Source organism: Paenibacillus sp. alder61 (assembly GCF_020179875.1).
In the GTDB taxonomy this organism is placed as follows: Bacteria; Bacillota; Bacilli; order Paenibacillales; family Paenibacillaceae; genus Fontibacillus; species Fontibacillus faecis.
In genome coordinates, this window is sequence record NZ_JAIUDG010000027.1 from 1 (window position 1) to 19,525 (window position 19,525).

The 19,525-nt window shown below is 54.9% G+C and carries 13 protein-coding genes and 1 rRNA gene; 1 reads left to right on the forward strand and 13 read right to left on the reverse strand.

What is annotated here, in order from left to right; all coding sequences use genetic code 11:
- The 3 genes from LBW89_RS23350 to gyrA all read right to left on the reverse strand — a co-directional run.
- Positions 1-125: ribosomal RNA gene (locus tag LBW89_RS23350) — 16S ribosomal RNA — on the reverse strand; the annotation flags it as partial.
- 268 nt (positions 126-393) lie between these two features.
- Positions 394-1,494 carry an HD-GYP domain-containing protein gene (locus tag LBW89_RS23355; protein WP_225040565.1) on the reverse strand — a complete coding sequence of 367 codons (1,101 nt, stop codon included), beginning with the start codon at positions 1,492-1,494 and terminating at the stop codon, positions 394-396.
- Positions 1,495-1,671: 177 nt separating this feature from the next.
- Entirely contained in the window at positions 1,672-4,185 is a 2,514-nt protein-coding gene (gyrA, locus tag LBW89_RS23360; protein ID WP_213506363.1) for a DNA gyrase subunit A, read from the reverse strand.
- Positions 4,186-4,526: 341 nt separating this feature from the next.
- On the opposite strand from gyrA, the gene LBW89_RS23365 reads away from it, so the two are divergent.
- Entirely contained in the window at positions 4,527-5,306 is a 780-nt protein-coding gene (locus LBW89_RS23365) for a YheC/YheD family protein (protein WP_225040566.1), read from the forward strand.
- An 81-nt stretch (positions 5,307-5,387) separates the two neighbouring features.
- Here LBW89_RS23365 and LBW89_RS23370 read toward each other — a convergent pair whose 3' ends face one another.
- The 10 genes from LBW89_RS23370 to remB form a co-directional block, all read right to left on the reverse strand.
- A complete protein-coding gene (locus tag LBW89_RS23370) occupies positions 5,388-7,253 on the reverse strand; it encodes a DUF2264 domain-containing protein (RefSeq protein WP_225040567.1) in 1,866 nt (621 codons plus the stop codon).
- An 86-nt stretch (positions 7,254-7,339) separates the two neighbouring features.
- Positions 7,340-8,503, reverse strand: a complete 1,164-nt coding sequence (locus tag LBW89_RS23375) for a glycoside hydrolase family 88 protein (RefSeq protein ID WP_412067026.1) — start codon at positions 8,501-8,503, stop codon at positions 7,340-7,342.
- Complete coding sequence (locus LBW89_RS23380) at positions 8,503-10,347, reverse strand: heparinase II/III family protein (protein ID WP_225040569.1); 1,845 nt, start codon at positions 10,345-10,347, stop codon at positions 8,503-8,505. The genes LBW89_RS23375 and LBW89_RS23380 overlap by 1 nt, the downstream gene beginning before the upstream one ends.
- Positions 10,348-10,386: 39 nt before the next feature.
- Positions 10,387-11,997 carry a response regulator transcription factor gene (locus tag LBW89_RS23385; protein ID WP_225040570.1) on the reverse strand — a complete coding sequence of 537 codons (1,611 nt, stop codon included), beginning with the start codon at positions 11,995-11,997 and terminating at the stop codon, positions 10,387-10,389.
- The gene (locus LBW89_RS23390) at positions 11,972-13,795 is read right to left on the reverse strand and encodes a sensor histidine kinase (protein WP_225040571.1); all 1,824 of its coding nucleotides are present in this window, start codon (positions 13,793-13,795) and stop codon (positions 11,972-11,974) included. The genes LBW89_RS23385 and LBW89_RS23390 overlap by 26 nt, the downstream gene beginning before the upstream one ends.
- 72 nt (positions 13,796-13,867) lie before the next feature.
- Positions 13,868-15,271 carry an ABC transporter substrate-binding protein gene (locus LBW89_RS23395; RefSeq protein WP_225040572.1) on the reverse strand — a complete coding sequence of 468 codons (1,404 nt, stop codon included), beginning with the start codon at positions 15,269-15,271 and terminating at the stop codon, positions 13,868-13,870.
- A 111-nt stretch (positions 15,272-15,382) separates the two neighbouring features.
- Positions 15,383-16,222 (reverse strand): carbohydrate ABC transporter permease, encoded by an 840-nt coding sequence (locus LBW89_RS23400; RefSeq protein ID WP_148454159.1) that lies wholly within the window; start codon positions 16,220-16,222, stop codon positions 15,383-15,385.
- An 18-nt stretch (positions 16,223-16,240) separates the two neighbouring features.
- A complete protein-coding gene (locus tag LBW89_RS23405; RefSeq protein ID WP_148454157.1) occupies positions 16,241-17,179 on the reverse strand; it encodes a carbohydrate ABC transporter permease in 939 nt (312 codons plus the stop codon).
- Positions 17,180-17,317: 138 nt separating this feature from the next.
- Positions 17,318-19,222: a DNA topoisomerase (ATP-hydrolyzing) subunit B gene (gyrB, locus tag LBW89_RS23410; protein WP_211373315.1), complete on the reverse strand. Its 1,905-nt coding sequence runs from the start codon at positions 19,220-19,222 to the stop codon at positions 17,318-17,320.
- Between the two features lie 45 nt (positions 19,223-19,267).
- Positions 19,268-19,516, reverse strand: coding sequence for an extracellular matrix regulator RemB (gene remB / locus LBW89_RS23415; protein ID WP_148454153.1), 249 nt, complete (start codon positions 19,514-19,516; stop codon positions 19,268-19,270).
- Positions 19,517-19,525 lie beyond the last annotated feature (9 nt).

Here is a 19,525-nt window from a genome sequence, read left to right on the forward strand (position 1 = left end):
ACGTGTTACTCACCCGTCCGCCGCTAAGTTAATCAGGAGCAAGCTCCCGATTAACTCCGCTCGACTTGCATGTATTAGGCACGCCGCCAGCGTTCGTCCTGAGCCAGGATCAAACTCTCCAATAAAGTGTTTGACTTGCTCATTTAGAAAAACTGACGAGAATTTTAATTCTCATTTAATACTCACTCGTTGTTCAGTTTTCAAAGATCAACTTCGTTTTTCGCTTGTCACCGCATCAACAGCGGCAACTCTTATAATATATCACTAACTGCGGAAATTCGCAAGAGTTATTTTTTAGCAACTAGGCTTTTTTTTATTTCTTGATTCAAAACTTCATCTGCCTTCCGCAGCAGCGAATATTAATATACCCCATAACCGACCTAAAAAGCAACCCTAGGCAAGAACTTCCTCAATATGCAGATGTCTTGCCTGTACAAGATTTACGATTTCTCCATGCACAGAGACCATGGGACGGGTCGGATGTTGCCGGTCGGAAAAGACGATTTCCCCAATGCTGTCGTCGCTAAGCCGGACCCGTGTTCCTTGATGGAACTGCGTCACCTTGTCGACGAAAGTTTGAACCACGCCGGGATCCAATTTACCGAAGGCTTCCGACTTGATCTGCTCCAGGACCAGATAAGGAGACTTGGCTTTACGGTACCTGCGGTTTAAGGTCATCGCATGAAAAATATCGGCCACCGCTACAATTTTGGCGTAGATATGAATCTTATCGCCGGTAAGGTGAAAAGGATAGCCGGAGCCGTCCATTTTCTCATGGTGCTGAAGAGCCGTGAGCCGGACACCTTCATTGATGGCCGACGTCTTGCGGAGCTGTTGATATCCGTACGTCGTATGCATTCGCATTTCCTCGGCTTCCTCTCCGGTCAACGAATCCGGTTTATAAAGGATCGCCGGATCGATTTTCGTATTTCCGATATCATGAAGAAGACCCGCGAAAGCGACTTGCATCCAGTCTTTCTGCGGAAGTCCGTGCCAACGAGCGATCGTATAGGACGTAAGTGCCGACAAAATGGCGTTATGGAACAGATAATCGTATTCGTTCACATTTCGCGGCGTAAAGGTAAGCACGTTATAAAATTTCAACTGTTTGATCAAAGCCTCCATTTGATGGCGGAGCTCATAAATAGGCAGTTCCGATGCCAGAACCGATTGAAAGGCGCTCTTGGTTAAATGGAGCATCCGGTCGTATTCTTTGTGGAGCTGATCGATCGCGGCCGGTTCATTTTCAATATGAGATGATGAGTTGTCGGCATGTCCCGCTTTGGCCGAATCCGAAACCTCGGTCACTTCCTCGCGCCCTTTAACTTGCCCGTCCTCAATTTCTACAAGCTGAACCATAAACGCACGCAGGATATCCAGGTCTCTAGGCAAAAGCACTTTTCCTTTGTGCATTAACAATCCACCGAGCGGAGTGTGTACGTTCTCAACAATTTTCAAACCGGGTTTCAGATCCAATACAGGGACGCTGGCCATGATTTCACTCTCTCCTTAAATCTTCCAAATATGTAGGGTAGGCCCCTATCCAGGGTAAAAAGAACTATCTACCGCCATTATATTACGAGACTTGAAGCCCAACAATCCTTTTTCCGCGGTAATGTAAAGAATAGAAAAAACCGGACCTCCTTAAGGAAATCCGGTGTTATCGCTTGTTTATTCCTCCGAATCGGAACCGTTATCCGGTTGAGCGTCCTCCAGGGACACTCCCCCTTCTTCATTCTGGTTCTCTTCCTCCGGTTCTTCTTCCGTCTTGTCCGATCGGCAAACGGTAGCCACGGCATCGTCTTCGCGGATGTTGATCAGCTTGACGCCCTGCGTGTTCCGTCCCATCGTGGAGATTCCCGACATGCTGGTCCGAATCAGGGTACCGCTGGCGGTGATGATCATCAGATCCTCATCGTCTTTAACCACTTTAAGACCGACGACAGGACCGTTCTTCTCCGTCACATTGATCGTCTTGATCCCCTTACCGCCCCGGCTTTGAATCCGGTACTCCGACGCCGGCGTACGCTTCCCGTAACCGTTGGTGGTTACGATCAGAACATCCTGATCCGAAACGATGACGTCCATCCCGATCAGATGATCGTCTTCATCGAGCGTAATCCCCTTCACGCCGGTTGCGGCGCGGCCCATCGAGCGAACGTCACTCTCTGGGAAACGGATGGACATCCCTTGAGCCGTCCCCATGATGACTTCTTGGTTGCCGTCCGTCAGCTTCACGTCGATCAGAATATCGTCTTCGCGCAGATGTACGGCAATCAATCCGCCCCTACGGATATTGATGTAGTCTTCGATCGGCGTCTTCTTCACGACCCCTTGACGGGTCGCGAAGAACAGATACTTGTCTTCATCGAAGCGCTCAACCGGAATAACCGCGTTGACGGTTTCGCCCTGCTCAATCTGAATCAGATTGATAATCGGCGTCCCACGCGCGGTCCGGCCGAGTTCAGGGATTTCGTAAGCCTTCAGGCGATACGCTTTCCCCCGGTCGGTGAAGAACATGAGATAGTGGTGCGAGTTCGTAACGAACAAGTGCTCCACAAAATCATCGTCCTTCGTATCCATCCCGACGACGCCCCGTCCCCCGCGTTTCTGGCTCCGGTAGGTCGTGAGCGGCAAACGCTTGATGTACCCGGTATGCGTGATCGTGATGACGACTTCTTCCTGCGGAATCAAGTCTTCATCCAGGATGCTCTCTTCCCCGACCAACAGCTCGGTCCGGCGCTCATCCGCAAAGCGGTCGCGGATCTCTTGGAGCTCGTCGCTGATGATTTGCAGAACGAGAGATTCGTTGGCCAGAATCTCGCGGTATTCGGCAATCTTTTGCAAAAGCTCCTGATACTCGCTCTCGATCTTCTCGCGTTCCAAACCGGTCAAACGCTGCAGACGCATGTCCAGAATCGCCTGGGCCTGCTCCTGGCTCAGCCCAAAGCGTTCCATCAACCCCGTGCGGGCGATTTCCGTCGTTTGGGAAGCGCGGATCAACGCGATCACCTCGTCCAGGTGGTCGAGCGCGATGCGCAGACCTTCGAGGATATGAGCGCGGGCTTCCGCTTTCTTCAGCTCATATTCCGTCCGGCGGCGAATAACTTCAACCTGATGCTGCAAATAATAGCTGAGGACTTCCTTCAAGTTCAGGATCTTAGGCTCGTTGTTCACGATCGCCAGCATATTGATGCCGAACGTGCTTTGCAGCGCCGTATGCTTGAACAGATTGTTCAGCACGATGTTCGGATTCACATCCCGGCGCAGCTCGATCACAACGCGCATGCCGTTGCGGTCGGACTCATCCCGCAGGTCGGTGATGCCGTCGATCTTCTTCTCGCGAACCAACTCGGCGATTTTTTCAACCAACCGGGCCTTATTCACCTGATAAGGAAGTTCTTCGACAATGATTCTCGCCTTGTTGTTGTGCTCTTCGATCGTGGTTTTGGCCCGCATCGTAATGGAACCGCGCCCCGTCGTATAAGCTTGACGTATTCCCGTCCGGCCCATGATATAACCGGCAGTCGGAAAATCCGGGCCTTTGATATATTCCATGAGATCCAGAGAGTCGAGTTCCGGATTGGCGATCAGCGCCTGTACCCCGTCTATAACCTCGCCCAAATTATGCGGCGGAATGTTCGTTGCCATCCCAACGGCGATCCCCGATACCCCGTTAACCAGCAGGTTCGGGAAACGTGCCGGAAGCACGACCGGTTCCTGTTCCTCGCCGTCATAGTTCGGCATGAAATCAATCGTTTCTTTGTTGATGTCACGCAGCATTTCCATAGCGATTTTGGACAACCGCGCTTCCGTGTAACGCATTGCGGCAGCCATATCCCCGTCGACCGACCCGAAGTTGCCGTGACCGTCGACCAGCATATAACGCATGGAAAAATCCTGAGCCATCCGCACCATCGTTTCATAAACCGCGGAGTCGCCATGCGGGTGATACTTACCGATAACTTCGCCGACGATTCTCGCCGATTTCTTGAATGGCTTATCGGGATGCATGCCAAGCTCATTCATGGCGTACAGAATACGCCGATGCACCGGCTTCAGACCATCCCTTACATCCGGCAAAGCACGGCTGACGATAATGCTCATGGCGTAATCCATAAAGGATTCGCGCATTTCCACATTAATGTCCCGGTCTATAATTTGCGAAAACTTTTCTTCCGCCATGCTGGACCTCCTTCAAATTCTATCCAAGTGCCTATGATAATGGGATGTCCTCATCCTGCCCCGAATCATTATATTACTTGCACAAATCATGCCCGATTAAACGTGCCGGCCAGAGATCCCATGTGGTATAGACACTAATAAATGGGGATGTGTCCATTCCCATTGCCCTTGTAGTTCATACACTAGAATATAGGCATATAGAGTAGTTGTTGAAAAAAATGGTCAAAAATCTTATAAAATCCCCATATCTTATAATTATATCATTGTTTTTCTCTTCTGTCCTATGTTTTTCATGTCTGAAACGGTGGCAGCCCGGGGTTTTGGAAAGGATGGATGCTAAGTTGGCTATTCAGCGCATCGCTAGCAAATGGGAGAAGACCGTGATTTTGAGACAGAAGGACACGATTCGGCCCTTTATCCCCGATACGCGCAAATACAGCCTGGAGAATCTGAAGGAAATGTTGGAAATTCATGGTCTTATTTATGTGAAGCCCGACCGCGGCACCTACGGCAACGGCGTTATGAACGTCGAGCCTTGGACCGACGAACTCGTATCCGAGCAGGAACAGGCTCCGCAGTATAAACTCCGGTACGGTATTCAAAGCGATTTGTATCCCACCTTGGAGGAACTTCACAACGCTCTCGTCCAGCGGATCGGAAAAAAGGTGTACCTCATTCAACAAGGAATCCACCTGCTGACCTACAGGCGCCGTAAATTCGACATCCGCGCGCTTGTCCAGCAGACACCGCAAAAAGGCTGGGAGACGACCGGTTTCATCGGACGCGTCGCCGCACAGCAAAAAATCATCACGAATTATCATGGCGGCGGTATGACCGCCACAATAGAAGAATTGTTGGGACCTTATCTGGAGCCTAGAGCTTTTGCAAAAACATATAAGGAGATGAAACTGCTCGGTGTCCGGGCAGCGAGGCAGCTTGCCGGCAAATTCCCGAACCTGAAAGAAATCGGACTGGATATCGCTATTGACGAGCAGCATCAAATCTGGATTTTGGAAGTAAACACCCTTCCCGCTCTTTTTCCCTTTAAATTTCTCCCCGACAAGGACATTTACAAAAAAATCCGTCGTTACGCGGTCGCCTATGGCCGTCTGAAAAAATAAAAAGAGGCGGTTTTCCGCAGGCAGGGTGAGTGCGCCTGTGACCGGAAACCGCCTAATTTTGAGCTATAAACTCATTTGTTTTTAGGACAACTGGATAACGATAATTCGGCCGTCCGGCTTCTCAACTTGAACAGAGGTATCGCCTACCTTCACGCCAAGTCGAGCGAGGGCCTCATCCAGGTCCAATTCAGCGATTTCAAGGCCAGGAACCGTTCCTTGTCCCGGCTCGCCGAATACGGCGGAGGCCAGCCAATGCACACCCGGCGACAGACGGGCCCGTAAAGTCGGGATCACCGTACGCGGATGAAGAAGATTCGTGTTCGCGTTCGGGTAGACAAGCTCCGCCCGTTCATAGCCGAGCAGGGACTGTATACCGGCGCTGCCCTGCGCCGATCGGACGGTCACGCCGGCCGCCTTCTCGAACCGGTCCATCTGCGGGGACAATCCCAGGGCGAAGCCGCCTTCGGCGGCATCCAGCTCGCGGGTCGTATTCACGCGATGAATGCGGACATGCCAGGGCAAGCCCGCGACGATCCAAGTTTGCACCTCTACATCCCGCCAAGGCATCCAACGGGCGTAGAGCAAATGGCCGTCGATCCAGGTTTCCTCATTCCGGCGGCGGACCCGGAACAGTTGATCGCCTTCGCTGAGCGCAAGCATCGAATCGAAGGCCCCTTGGGACAACCCCCATTCCGCTCGGGGGACGCTGAAGCCAAACGCCGTGGAATAGGCAAACTTCTCGTATTTTGCCGAGGTGTGCGTATGCTCGTTCGTCGACCGATGCCCGCTGTTAAAGGCGGCGACATGCCCGGTCTCCTCCCGGCGGCAGACGACCAGGTGCGGAGGCTTTTGCACCGACATGGCCGGTCCCGCCGGAAGAGGCATCTCCTCGGCCAGCCAGAACGGGTGGTCGTCCGGCAAGGCCAGCGGCAGAAACGCCTTTAATGCCCAGTAGGGCGAGCCGGGCGAGTTGTAATTTTCCGCCATCACCAGGTTCGGATAGGCGTACCCCACGGTCAACAGCCCCTGCGCATCGAGCATCGGCTGCCGAAACCACCAGCGGAAATGCCGCAAAACGAGCCCCTTTAGGACCCCATAGGACAGTTCCTCCATCTCCGCGTAAGCCATGGCTCCCCAAAAAGCCGCGTGCGAGAACCGATAAGTCAGGCTGCGCCCGTAAGGAAGGGAGGCCCCGTCCGGCGCGAACCAGTAGAGAAAGTCGGCCGCGAACCGTCCGGCCCGTTCCCGGATGACGGCCGCCCGCTTCGGGTCCTCTTCCTTCATCAGGACGGCGTAAAGCAGCCCATAGAAGTGAATGGCGAACGGGACGTAATAATCGCTGTGCCCCCCGGGACCGTCGCTGTACCAACCATCCCCCAAATAAAACGTATCGATCCGGTCCAGACTGGCCTCCAACTGCCCTTTATCGTAAGGGAGTCCCGCTTTGTGAAGACCCAAATTCACCAACACATTAAAAAACAACCAGTTACAGTCGTAACAAGGATGCCGGTTGATTTGCCCGAGCCATTCCTGCAAATGCGTACGTTCCCGCTCATTCAGCGGCCCCCAAATCCGTTCCGGAATCAGCGCCAGCGCAAACCCGAACGCCGCCATTTCCACCAGCCGCTGATCATAGTCGGCCACCTCTCCCCAATATTCGGGATGTGCGGGATCGGTGCCGTGGCGAATCCCTTCGAGCACAACCTCCCAGAGGTCATCCTCCCCGCCGCCGGCGAGCAGCGGAACCAAGCCCCACAACACGCGGGAGAAACCCTCCATTTCGGCGATGGAGGCGTCGAATCCCGCCCCGGCGACACCAAGCCTTAACCGGGCTTTTCCCTCGCTGTAATGCGGGCGCAGCGGGGCCGTGAGCTCTTGTAGTGCCGCCTGAAGGTCCTGTTTCGTCCGCAGCGGATTCCGCTGCAGCGTTTGGGCATGCCGACTCATAGGTTATCGCTCCTCTCATTCTTGGTCTCGCTAAACATGTACGGGAAAACCTCACGTTAACTTTTTCTCAGCCTCTTATCCCCCGCCTATTCCCAATAAAAAGGGCCCTTCCCCGTTAAACGAGCCAATCCCTCCACATAGAAAAAATCGCCGTAAATCAGCGGAACATCGATGTTTTTCCCCTCCGGGTAGTGGCTGGTTCCGTGCAAGAGCAGTCCTTCCTCGTTCGGGTCGTCCCAAGTTCCGTAGTTTTGATACAGCGACCTCAGAATTCGTTCGGCGGATCCGCGGTAAGCCTCCCCTTCCGTCTCGCCCAACTTCTCGGCCAGCAGCAGCAGGCCGCTGGCCGCGCAGGCCCCGGCGGAGGAGTCCCGGTAAATCCTCGCCTCCACCGGGGCCCGGAAATCCCAATGGGGCACATGGTCCTCGGGGAGCTGTGCCAGGAAAAAATGCGCGACCCGTTTGGCGGCTTCCAGATAATCCAACTTCCCGGTATGGTGGTAAGCCAGCGTAAGCCCGTAGATCGCCCAGGCGGTTCCCCGGGACCAGGCCGACTCCGGCGCATAGCCCTGCCCGCCGAGACCTTCCATCCGCTCGCCGGTCACCGGATCGAACCGGATGATATGATAGACCGAGCCGTCGGGACGGACGAACTGAGTCAGGACGGTATCCATATGCGCCTCGGCGATATGCCGGAACCGCGGATCTCCGGTTGTTTCCGAGGCCCAAAACAGCAGCGGCATATTCATGCAGCAGTCGATGATCGCCCAACCGGCGTTCTCGTCCCCTTCATACCAGGGATTCCAGGCGCGGATGTACCGCCCCTTCAAATTGAACCGGGCGGCCAAATAATTCGCCGCCTTCAGAGCGCGAAGCTTCGAAGTTTCGCTGCCGAGCAGCTTAAAGGAGGCCACGCTCGTCAGCGTCCACATAAAACCGATGTCATGGTCCAAACGGATGAATGCGTCCAGCACTTCATCCAGCTGTGCTTCGCATTGTTCGGCCAACGCTCTCAGAGAGTCGTCTCCGCTGCCGTTATAAAACAGCCACAGCATGCCGGGCCAAAACCCGGCCGTCCACCAGGCGGGCTCCGCCAAGTCGTATTTTCCCCCTTGACTGGCGTGGGGAAATCCCGCTCCTATACGCCGGCTGTTGTGCCTCGTCTTTGTCAGCGCCTGATTCCAGGCCTCTTCCGCCCATGCAAGGTTTTCCGTCACGTTACCTGCTCCCCTTTCATTTGGCTTAATCATCAAATAAATTCGAACCGGAAACCGACTTGAAATTCTTCCCGCGGATGTTCCACGTGGAAATCTAGCGCATACCAAACCGTATCCCGGCCAAAATGGTCCCGGTAGCTCCGCTCCTCCGCACGGGCGCTGAGGAGGGAGGGGTCGTACCGCAACCGCAGTATGCGGGCCGAAACCGCCCCTGTCTCCTTTTGCGGGGGCGACAGAATAACCACCCCCTGAGCCTGATCGATCGCCGGCGGAGCCAGAGTGACAATCCGTTCGATCAGCGATCCCGGCGGCCGGGCAAAATGAAACAGATCCTGTATCTCCAGCACCGGCAGCTCCGATTTATGCCATGCAAAGGAACGGATGTATGATTTCGGCGCGGAAGCCCGCGGATAGGCTCCGGCAAGCTCCAGCCTAAACCTGTCCTCCATCTCCCCTGTGGAAGCCTCCAGCACCGCCGCGGCCCGTTCTTCGCCCGCCTCCTGCCCGTGTCCGTCGATCACGGGAACCGCATGCCCCTGGGACCCGTTGCAGGCGTACATGTACCGGCCGGCCCCGAAGTAGTCGGCGGTGTACTCGCCGCACCCCAGATCCGCCACCAGCGCCACTCCGTCGGCCAGCAGCATAAAGTGGCCGAGATCGTTGTGGTTGTGCGGCTCCCCGTTATGCCCTCCCTTGGCGGCAAACCCGAACATTCCCGCTGCGCTCCGGTAGCGGGAGATGAGCCACTGCGCATCGGGCATATAGCAGGCGGCGCTGTCCCACTCCCGCTTGCCTCCGATAGCGGCGGGATTTCGCCAGATCAGATTTCGCAGCGCCGGGGCCCATCGGCTGCAGTGGTCGTCACGATAATCGGCGCGCAGATCCGCAGGCGGGAGTTCCAATTCCGGATAGTACTCCGCCAGCTTATGGGAGAGCCCCACCTGGATCGGATGGGTAGGCGGCGAATCGGAAAAATTGGCAACCGCCCTTCCTCCCAGATAGCATTTTTGCGGAAAAGACGCGATTCGCCGCACCTTCCCCCGAGCGAACCAATCCAATTCACCGCGTGTTATTGAACGCAGCAGGTCCGCGAAATAAACGAAGTAGCCGAATCCGTAATTCCAATAGCCGAGCCCTTCGAGACAGGCCCCATCATCACCGAATCCCCGCAAATACCACTCCAGGCTGGTCTGGACCCGGAGCAGCACGTCGGTAAGCGCTTCCTTTCCACACTCCAACAGCAATGCCGTGGCCCCGACGGACCCCGCACACACGGCCGACCAATTGTGGGTGGCCGTTTCCCAGGGATATCCCCCGCCTGCCAAGAACGGCCCTAGCACCCTCCGATTCACTTCCCCCTCGATCAGACGCCGCAACCGCCTCGGGAGCCTTTCGCCCAGGAGCAGGGATATTTCGGCAAGCGTGTATCCCGTTTCAGCGGAGAACAGGTCGATCGACTGTACCGGATCGTCGTTCTCGCCTAAATGGGCGGGCAGACACCAGCTGTACTCCCGGCAAATCGACCAGATCGCTTCATGGAGAAGGGATTCGTAGAGCATGGAGTCAGGGGCCGACAAACAAAGCAAGGCAAAGGTGTTCAATCTTCTCCTCCGCTCAAAATAAACCCGCTCATACTCCAGTCGCGACCCGGTATCCCGAAAAATGGAAAACAACCCGTAGCCCAGCTCCGGCAGCTCTTCCCCCAACAATCGTTCTCCTTCCGATTCGATTTCCTCAAGATCTTGCCGGTAAGCCTCGTGCGCTCGTACGTTACGCCAAAATTTCGCCGCATCCCCCGAAACATAGTAAAGATGCAAATCGGCGGGCGCCATGCGATCCACGATCTCCCGGAGGGTCCTTCTGTCCAAATGGTCCATATCCAACCTCCCTTCCTGAAAAAGGCCGGGCTGCATGAGTTATCCCCGATATTCGGCAGGCGTCATTCCCGCATAGGACTTAAACGTCTTGATGAAATAGCTCTGATTATCGTAGCCCAGCCGCTCGCAGATCTCGCCGACCGTATGGTTTGTGGCATCCAACAGCTCCTTGGCCCGTTCCATTTTCATGCTCGTCACATATTCGATAAACGTCATTCCGGTTTCCTTCTTAAACAGCCTGCTAAAATAGCTGGGATTCAGATAGAGATGCTCCGCCACCTTATCCAGGCAGATTCGCGTATGAAGACGCAGCGAGACGTATCGGCAGGCTTCCGCCACTTCCGGCCGCTTGCTCATGCCGGACCCCGCGTTTTTCAAGCCGGCGATCCCGGTCAAATGGTGAATCAGCCATTGGCGGAGTTCCGCCAAGGAGGCGATATCCATCAGTTCCTTGTGCAGCGTATCGGCCGAATAGGAAGGACGGACCGCCTGCAAGGAGTGCAGTTTCAGCTTTAAGTCCAGCAGCAGCTTGAGCGTCCAATCCTTGACCATCTCCGGTGGATAACGCCGTTCGCGGATGCGTCCGATCCAGGCCTCCGCCACCTCGGTGGCCCGGCAGGGCCGCGTTCCGAGCAGCACCTCCCGCAGCTCCTGGCTGGCCCGGCCGTATTCGGCAAACAGATTCGGCGGACCTCCGGGAGGAACGGGAAGGGGCTTTTCCCGCTTTGAAATCGTCCCAGGTTCAAGGTAGAAGCGCTGCCCCTCCCCGAGCAGTTCTCCCAAGGAAGCCTTCAACTCGACGGGTGAAGCGCAGCCTTGCCCCAGAATGAAGGACATGCGGATCTTTAGCACCCGGTTCAAGGTGACTCCGATTTCCCTTAATGCGGCTGACGCTGTCTCATACACATTGGTTTGGATGCCCGGACGGTAAGAAAACAGCAATAATGAAGTCCGCGCCTGATAACCGATATGGACCCCTCTCGGCTCGAGATTTTCCATAGCCTCGTTCATGACGTTGCTCACGGCAAAATGCAGCGTTTCGTCCGAAGTGAATCGCTGTTTCACCGAGGAGTAATCCTCCAGATGTCCGACGACAGGCAGACAGAAGCGTCCTTCCGTAAATAGGCCGTATTCCCGTAGCTCCCCCGTCCATTGACCGGGAAACAGGAGCGGCTGATCGATAAAAAGCTTGAATTTCTGGACCTTCCGCAGTTCGCGGGTTTCCGCAGCCAGGTGCCTCATCCGGGTTTGTTCCCAGCCGATCTGATGCTCCTGCTCGATGCTCTCCTTGAACCGGGCCAACAGCGCCGCCAGATCCTCGGGAACCAGCGTATCCTTCAGCAAATAATCCTGGACCCGGAGCCGCATCGCCTTTAGGGCATAGTCAAACTCATGATGACAAGACAAAATCGCGATTCTCACGTTCGGCCGGATTCCGCGAATCTTTTCCGACAGCTCGAGCCCATCCATCTTCGGCATCCCGATATCGGTGATCAGAATATCCGGCATTTCCCGCTGCGCATGTTCCCAGGCGTTCCAGCCGTTCTCATGCGTTCCCATTAACCTCAGGCCGAGCCGCTCCCACTGAATGGTCTCCGACAGCAGCTCCAACACAGGATAATCGTCATCCACCAGCATCACGTTGTACATCGCGAGCTCCCTCCCTTTGAGGAAAATGCATTTCTATAACCGTGCCGCTCCCCGGCTCGCTGGAAATATGCATGCGGAATGCCTCGCCATGGATCATCGCCATCCGTTCCGCGACATTATGGAGCCCGATTCCCGAAAAGTGGCCGCCCCGCCCTTGGCCTTCCGCCGGGAGCGTCCCGTCGGCCAGCTTCGTTCGGATATCGGCAAGCCGTTCGGGCGGCATTCCCCCGCCATTGTCGTATACCGACAGAATGACCTCCCCGGCCCTCAAAACCGCCCGGATGGTGATCAGCCCCGCCCGCTGCCGCAGCCCGTGAATGAGCGCGTTCTCCACGACCGGCTGCAGAATAAACCGCGGTACCCGCACGAGAAACGCCTCCGGATCGATCTGCAAATCCAGCAGGGCCGCCTCCCGCTGCCGCAAATTCATCAGGCTGACGTAATGGGAGACCAGATCGATCTCTTCATGCAGCGTAATTTCGTCCTCCTCGCGGCTGACCGTCATTCGCAAGAGTACCGAGAGCGACCCCACCATTTTGGCACTCTCCGGATCGCCATGCTTCATGATCTTCATGCGGATCGAGTTCAGCACATTGAATAAAAAGTGGGGGTTGATCTGGGCTTGGAGCATTTTGAGCTCGGCATTACGCTTACGGGCCTGACTTGCGGAAATTTCCGCGATCATTTCCTTGACCCGGTCGAGCATTTGATCGAACAATAGGCCGAGCCGGCCGATTTCGTCGTTCCCCCGGACCCCGGTACGGACCTCGAGATTTCCCCGCTGCACCGCCGTGGTCACTTTACTAAGACGAACCAGGGGTTGGGTAAACGCACGGACGAGGAAAATCAGAATCAGCAGGAACACGGCGAACGAGACCATTTGAAACAAGAACACTTTATTGAAAATCGAGCTGATATTGACGATGGCCTCCTTGTAGGGCTGCATCATGACGAGCCGCCATCCCGCCATAGGAATATTTCGTTCGGTCAACAGGTAAGTTTCCTTCCCTTTGCGGACTAAGGAAGACCGGGCATCTCCTTCGGGGGATGCATAGGTGAAGGGGGCCCCGACCTGTTCAGGATTGCGATGGGAAACAATCGTTCCCGCAGCATCCGTCAGGAGCACCTCCTGTCCGGCCGACAATTTGCGAAAAATCTGATTAAATTGGTCCTCCATCACCGTGACGATGACATAGCCGTAAATCTCCGAATCTCCGCGCCTCAGGGGACGGGCCACCGATATCTGGTAGGGATGATCGAACTTGTCGTAATTGAAGGTCGTCGGCTCGGGCCCGGTCCAATACGACTCCAGCCCCCGCAAGCTGTTAAGCTTCTCGAACCACGGGCGGTCCATCCAGTCCAGCGGATTGTAATCGCTTACCGAATAATTCATATAATACGACCCATTCGTCAAAAGAACGGTGACATAGCTCCGCTCCCCAAGCACGGTCAAGCTGTCGAGCTGTTCCAGCACCCGATTGGCTTCCGTAAAGCGGCTGTACGGATCACCGCCCTCATTTCCGGACGCCACAAGTTTGAAATAGGTATTCAGGCCCGAATTGACCTGAATATAATTCACGATATTGAGCATCCCCCCCATTCGTTGGGTTACCGATCCGTTGACCAGTTCCAGCGCGTTCTCCGCATTGGTTGCCGCCTGCTGTCTCACGGCCTTCTCCGTGAGCGAGTTATAGATGCTGAGTGTAAACGCAGCTGGCAGAAGAATGCAGGCCAGGGAAGCGAGGATGAGCTTGCTGCGGATCGACCGCGGCAGCCTTTTGTTCAGGTATTCCAACATACCGGACCGGTCCCCCTTGGACAAAGAGGGGGACGATGCTTCCGTCCCCTGTTTTTGAATCATTATAGCAAATTATTTTTGGTTGGATTCAATGATTTTGGCGACGCGCTCCTGGCTGTTTCGGATCGTCGCTTCGATGTCCTGATTGCCCAGGATCAGCTTTTCGTATTCTTCATTAATCGCTTCATAGACCTCGGACTGATAAGAAGCCGGCGGAATGATCGCCGAAGCCTTGGACACCATCAAGGTATCGACCAGCGACTTTTTATCCACTTTCTCCGGATTCTTCGTCCCGCTTAAGATGGTGTCGATAATGCCTTGAACCTGTTCGCTGCCGACCTGGTTCCAGGCCGGGATGTTTTTGCCCTGCACGATCTGTCCCTCCGTCGTGTACCACCGGACAAAGTCATACGCCTCCCGCTTATGCTTCGATTTGGCGGCGACGGCCACGTAGTCGGTAGTTACCGGAGTCAAGCCGGTTTCGTCTTCGGGGTTGTTTTTCGGAAATGGCGCCACGGCGACATTAAAGTTCAGCGGTACTTTGTCCGTCCCGCCGATTTCGGTGTTCATCCAGCTGCCGATCAGCAGCATACTGGCCGACTCGTTAAAAAATTGCGTCCGGTACGCCAGTTTCTGCGAAATCATATCCGTGTATGGGACGGAGGACTTATCCTCTTTTTCCATCCGTACGCGAAGTTCCAAGGTTTTTCGGAAATTGGGGTCATCCAGATTGGACAAACCGTCGGCCTTCAGAAAGTCAGCGTTCTCCGGCTGATTCTCCATCATCAGTTTCAAGTATTCCATCCATCCCCCCGCTTGGGGCCCATGGAAATAGGTGCCGTACCGCTTGGACGCCCCTTCGCCCTGGGTTAACTTTTTCGCGTAATCGGCAAACTCCGCCCAGGTCCAATCGGCAGGCACTTCCAATCCCGCCTCCTCCAGGTGATTCTTGTTCAAAAGGACGTACCACGGATTGAACTTCCCGGGCAGCGCGTAAACCTTCCCGTTCAAACGGGTGTCGACCTTATAGTCCTCTTCCACTTTAAAACCGTCCTTGGCGATAAACTCATCCAAAGGTTCGGCCATGCCCAAGGCCACACGCTGGGCGTAACCCGCCGGGTCGCTGAACATGAGAATGTCCATTTGCGCGGAAGAAGCGGCCTCGAGGTCCAGCTTTTTGAAGGCCTCTTGCGTATCGCCTTTTTCACTAAGCTGAACCAATTCGATCTTGATGCCCGGATGGGATTCTTCATAAGCGCGGAGCGTGTGGTTCCAATTGTACGCCTCCTCCGTTCCGTAGGTGTACAGGCGGAGGTTGATGCTCTGGCCGTCTCCGCTCCCCCCGCCCGCTCCCTGGCTCGCCGAAGGTTCCCCTCCCCCATTGGCCGTTGTTCCCCCGTTCCCTCCGCCGCAGGCGGACAACAGACCCATCATCAGCACGGCTGCCACCAGCGTCTTCCCACGTTTCTTCATCATCCATGAACCCCTCCTCATTCTATATCCCGGTTAGCTCACATTATATAAAACGCTTACAAAAGACGAATCCCACTATATTTACTTTATTTAAAATATTTTGACTTCTTTGGCCTATCCCTTTACGCCCCCCAGCGCAATGCCCTGGATCACGCTCTTCTGCCCAATGATAAAAATCAGCAGCAGCGGGAAGATGGCGGAGACGGCCCCGGCCATCTGCAGGGAGTAGAACTCGCCGCTCATGGATGTAAATTTCTGCATGGCCAGGGGCAGCGTAAACCATTTGTCCGTCCGCAAAAAAATCAGCGGGTTCTGATAATCGTTCCACGTCCAGATAAAACGCAGGATCGCATACGTGGCCACCGCCGGCTTGACCAGCGGAAGACCGATCGAACAGAAGATCCGGAAGTGCCCGGCTCCGTCAATTTTGGCCGATTCGATGAAATCCTGATGGACTCCCATAAAAAACTGCCGAAGCATGAATGTTCCAAGCACACTGAAGCTGCCGATGAGAATAAGCCCCAGGTGGCTGTCGAACAAGCCGATATTGCGGTACAAAATAAACTGCGGCACCAGAATCGCCTGTCCCGGAATCATGTAGGTGGCCAATACGATCAAAAACAGCCATTGCCCCGCGGCGAACCGGATCTTGGAGAATCCATAGGCGGCCAGGCTGGAGACGAAACAGGAGATCAACGTCGTGATCAGACTGACCTTGATCGAATTCCAGTAGTACAGGTAGAACGGATACTGGCCGAACCACACTTCCTTATAGTTGGCGATCGCGTTCCATTGTCTCGGAATCCACTCAATCGGGTATACAAACACATCCTTCTCGATTTTGAAAGACGTCATCAGCATCCAAAAAAACGGAAGCAGAAACAAAATACTAACGGCGAGCATGACCACGGTCAACCCCAGCTTCGGCCCATGGATTGAAATGCGTTTTTGCATCGAATTTCCTCCTTCCGGCTAGTAGTTGACCCATTTTTTCTGGGCGATCCATTGGATCAGCGTGATCAGCATGACGAAAGCGAACAGGACGACCCCGATGGAGGAGGCATAGCCTACCTTCAGGTTGACAAAGGCGGTATCGTAGAGGTACCAGACCATCATCGTCGTCGAGCCGATCGGCCCACCTTGCGTCATCACCGCGATAATATCAAACACCTTGAACGTCGAAATGATCCCGGTGACCAGCAGGAAAAAAGACGTCGGCGACAGCAGCGGCAGCGTAATCCGGCGGAATTTAACCCAGGCGTTGGCCCCGTCGATGTCGGCCGCCTCGTACAGATCTTTCGGAATCGCCTGTAGGCCGGCGATATAAATGATCAGGTTAAAGCCGATGGAAATCCAGACGGAAATCATCATAATCGAGATCAGCGCGTAGTTCGGATCGGCGATCCATTTGGGCGGATCGGAGATGCCGAGCGCCTTCAGCATTTCATTGATCGGACCGTAGGAAGGCTGGAACAGCACCTGCCACACGACCGCGACAGCCACGATGTTGGAGATGTACGGCATGAAATAGGCGACCTTGAAATACCCCTTCAGGTAGACGTACCGGTCAATGAGAATCGCCAGCACCATGGAGATGAGCATATAGACCGGGACCGTCAGCAAAAAGATCAGGTTGTTGCGCAGCGAGCGCAGAAACATGGAGTCGCTGAGCAAATGCTCGTAATTTTGCAGCCCGATCCAGCGAATACCGTCCCAGCCCTGAACGAAGTTCCAGTCGGCGAAGCCCAGCACGACCGTCGCGATAATCGGCAGCAGCACCAGAACCGAAACGCCGATCAACATCGGGCTGACGAACAGGAGGCCGGCCAGCGTCTCCCCCCTCTGCAGGGAGCGCATCTTTTGCGGCTTCGAAGCCGGGGGCTTCTTTAGGGCAGCTTGCGTCGATGACATCTTAAACACCTCGTTTCGAGTGAGTTAGGCGAAGACGTTGTTTTCATTTCAAAAAAATTATAAAAAAAATACCGTCATCGAAATGACGGTATTTTGATCATCTTCACGCTAATTTTGACTTGTTTGTTGTCCGGTCCTTTAAATATCGAGGTTCTTGACCGTTTTCGCATGCTCATTGATAAAGTCGCGCCGCGGCTCGACGTTGTCGCCCATCAGCGTGTCGAAGATGGCGTCGGCCTGAATCGCGTCGGCGATGGAAACCTGCTGCATCGTCCGGCTTTCCGGATCCATCGTCGTTTCCCACAGCTGCTCGGGATTCATCTCTCCGAGACCTTTATAGCGCTGTACGTTGAACTTGGCGTTCTCGCCGAATTCCGCGATGATTTCGTCGCGCTCGCGTTCGGAACCGGCATAGCGAACAACCTTGTTCCGCTCGATCTTGAAGAGCGGCGGCATCGCGATGTATACGTACCCGGCTTCGATGATCTTCCGCATGTAGCGGAAGAAGAACGTCAGCAGCAGGGTGCGGATATGCGCGCCGTCGACGTCGGCATCGGTCATAATGATAATCTTATGGTACCGTGCCTTCGAAATGTCGAATTCCTCGCCGATCCCGGTACCGAGCGCCGTAATGATCGCCCGGATTTCCGCGTTGCCGAGGATCCGGTCCAAACGGGCCTTCTCGACGTTCAGGATCTTCCCGCGCAGCGGCAGAATCGCCTGGAAGTGACGATCCCGGCCCTGCTTGGCCGAACCGCCCGCCGAGTCGCCTTCGACGATGTAGAGCTCACTGATGGACGCGTCTTTCGAGGAGCAGTCCGCCAGCTTGCCCGGCAGGGCGCTGACTTCAAGCGCGCTCTTGCGCCGGGTCAGCTCGCGCGCTTTCCGGGCGGCTTCACGAGCCCGTGAGGCCTGCAGCGCTTTGTCCAGAACGCGCCGGGCGACCGCCGGGTTCTCCTCCATGAATTCCTGCAGCTTCTCGGAGAATAGGGACTCGACAATCCCGCGCACTTCGCTGTTGCCGAGCTTGGTCTTCGTTTGCCCCTCAAACTGCGGCTCGGGAATCTTGACGGAGATAATTGCCGTCAAGCCTTCACGAACGTCGTCCCCCGTCAGGTTGGAGTCATTCTCCTTGATCGCGCTGCTCTTGCGGGCATAATCGTTGATAATCCGCGTCAATGCGCTCTTGAAGCCCGACTCGTGGGTACCGCCCTCATGCGTATTGATGTTGTTGGCGAACGAAAAAATATTCTCCGTGTAGCTGTCGTTGTATTGCAAGGCAATCTCGACTTGAACCATATCGCGCTGGCCTTCCACATAAATCGGCTGCTCGTGCAGAACCTCCCGATTTTGGTTCAAAAACTTCACGTACTCCATAATCCCGCCTTCGTAATGGAACGACTCGGAAACACCGGTCCGTTCGTCGGTCAGGGAGATGTTGATGCCTTTATTCAAGAACGCCAGTTCGCGAATCCGCGTCAGCAGCGTATTATAATCATAAACCGTAGTTTCGGTAAAAATCTCCGGATCGGGATGGAACGTCGTCTTCGTTCCCGTAATCGAGGAATCGCCCACGATCTTGACATCGTATTGCGGTGTCCCGCGGCGGTATTCCTGCTGGTAAATATGACCGTCCCGATGAACCTGAACCAGCACTTTCTCGGACAGGGCGTTCACGACGGACACACCAACCCCGTGCAGACCGCCGGATACTTTATATCCGCCGCCGCCGAATTTCCCCCCGGCGTGAAGAACCGTCATGACGACCTCCAGCGTGGATTTCTTCAGCTTCTGATTCTCCCCGACCGGAATGCCGCGACCGTTGTCGACCACGGTCACGCTGTTGTCTTCATGAACCGTGACATCGATTTTGTTCGCATAGCCGGCCAAGGCTTCGTCAATACTGTTATCGACGATTTCCCAAACCAAATGATGCAGCCCGCGGGAACTGGTCGACCCGATATACATCCCCGGCCGTTTCCGTACCGCTTCAAGACCTTCCAGTACCTGTATCTGACTCTCATCATACGATTGCTCGTTCATAGACACTGCTTTCACCTACTTCTATAAATTCTGTGTCGGGTGGATTTAAATCATGGATGAAACGTTGCTCTTCTTCTTCAGCGTCGCGGAGGAAATCGGCGAGTAGTACACGGCATCCCCGGTCACGACAATCGACTTGGGCTCCTCTTCCCCGATCCGCACGACCTGCTTCTCCTTGATGGCATGGCTGACGAATTGCTTCGAGATTTTCGAAGATTTCTCAATCGAAATATCGAAAATCGCCACCACTTCCGAGGAGAGGACCACCTTCTCCCCGCCCAGATGAATGTACAACGCGATTCC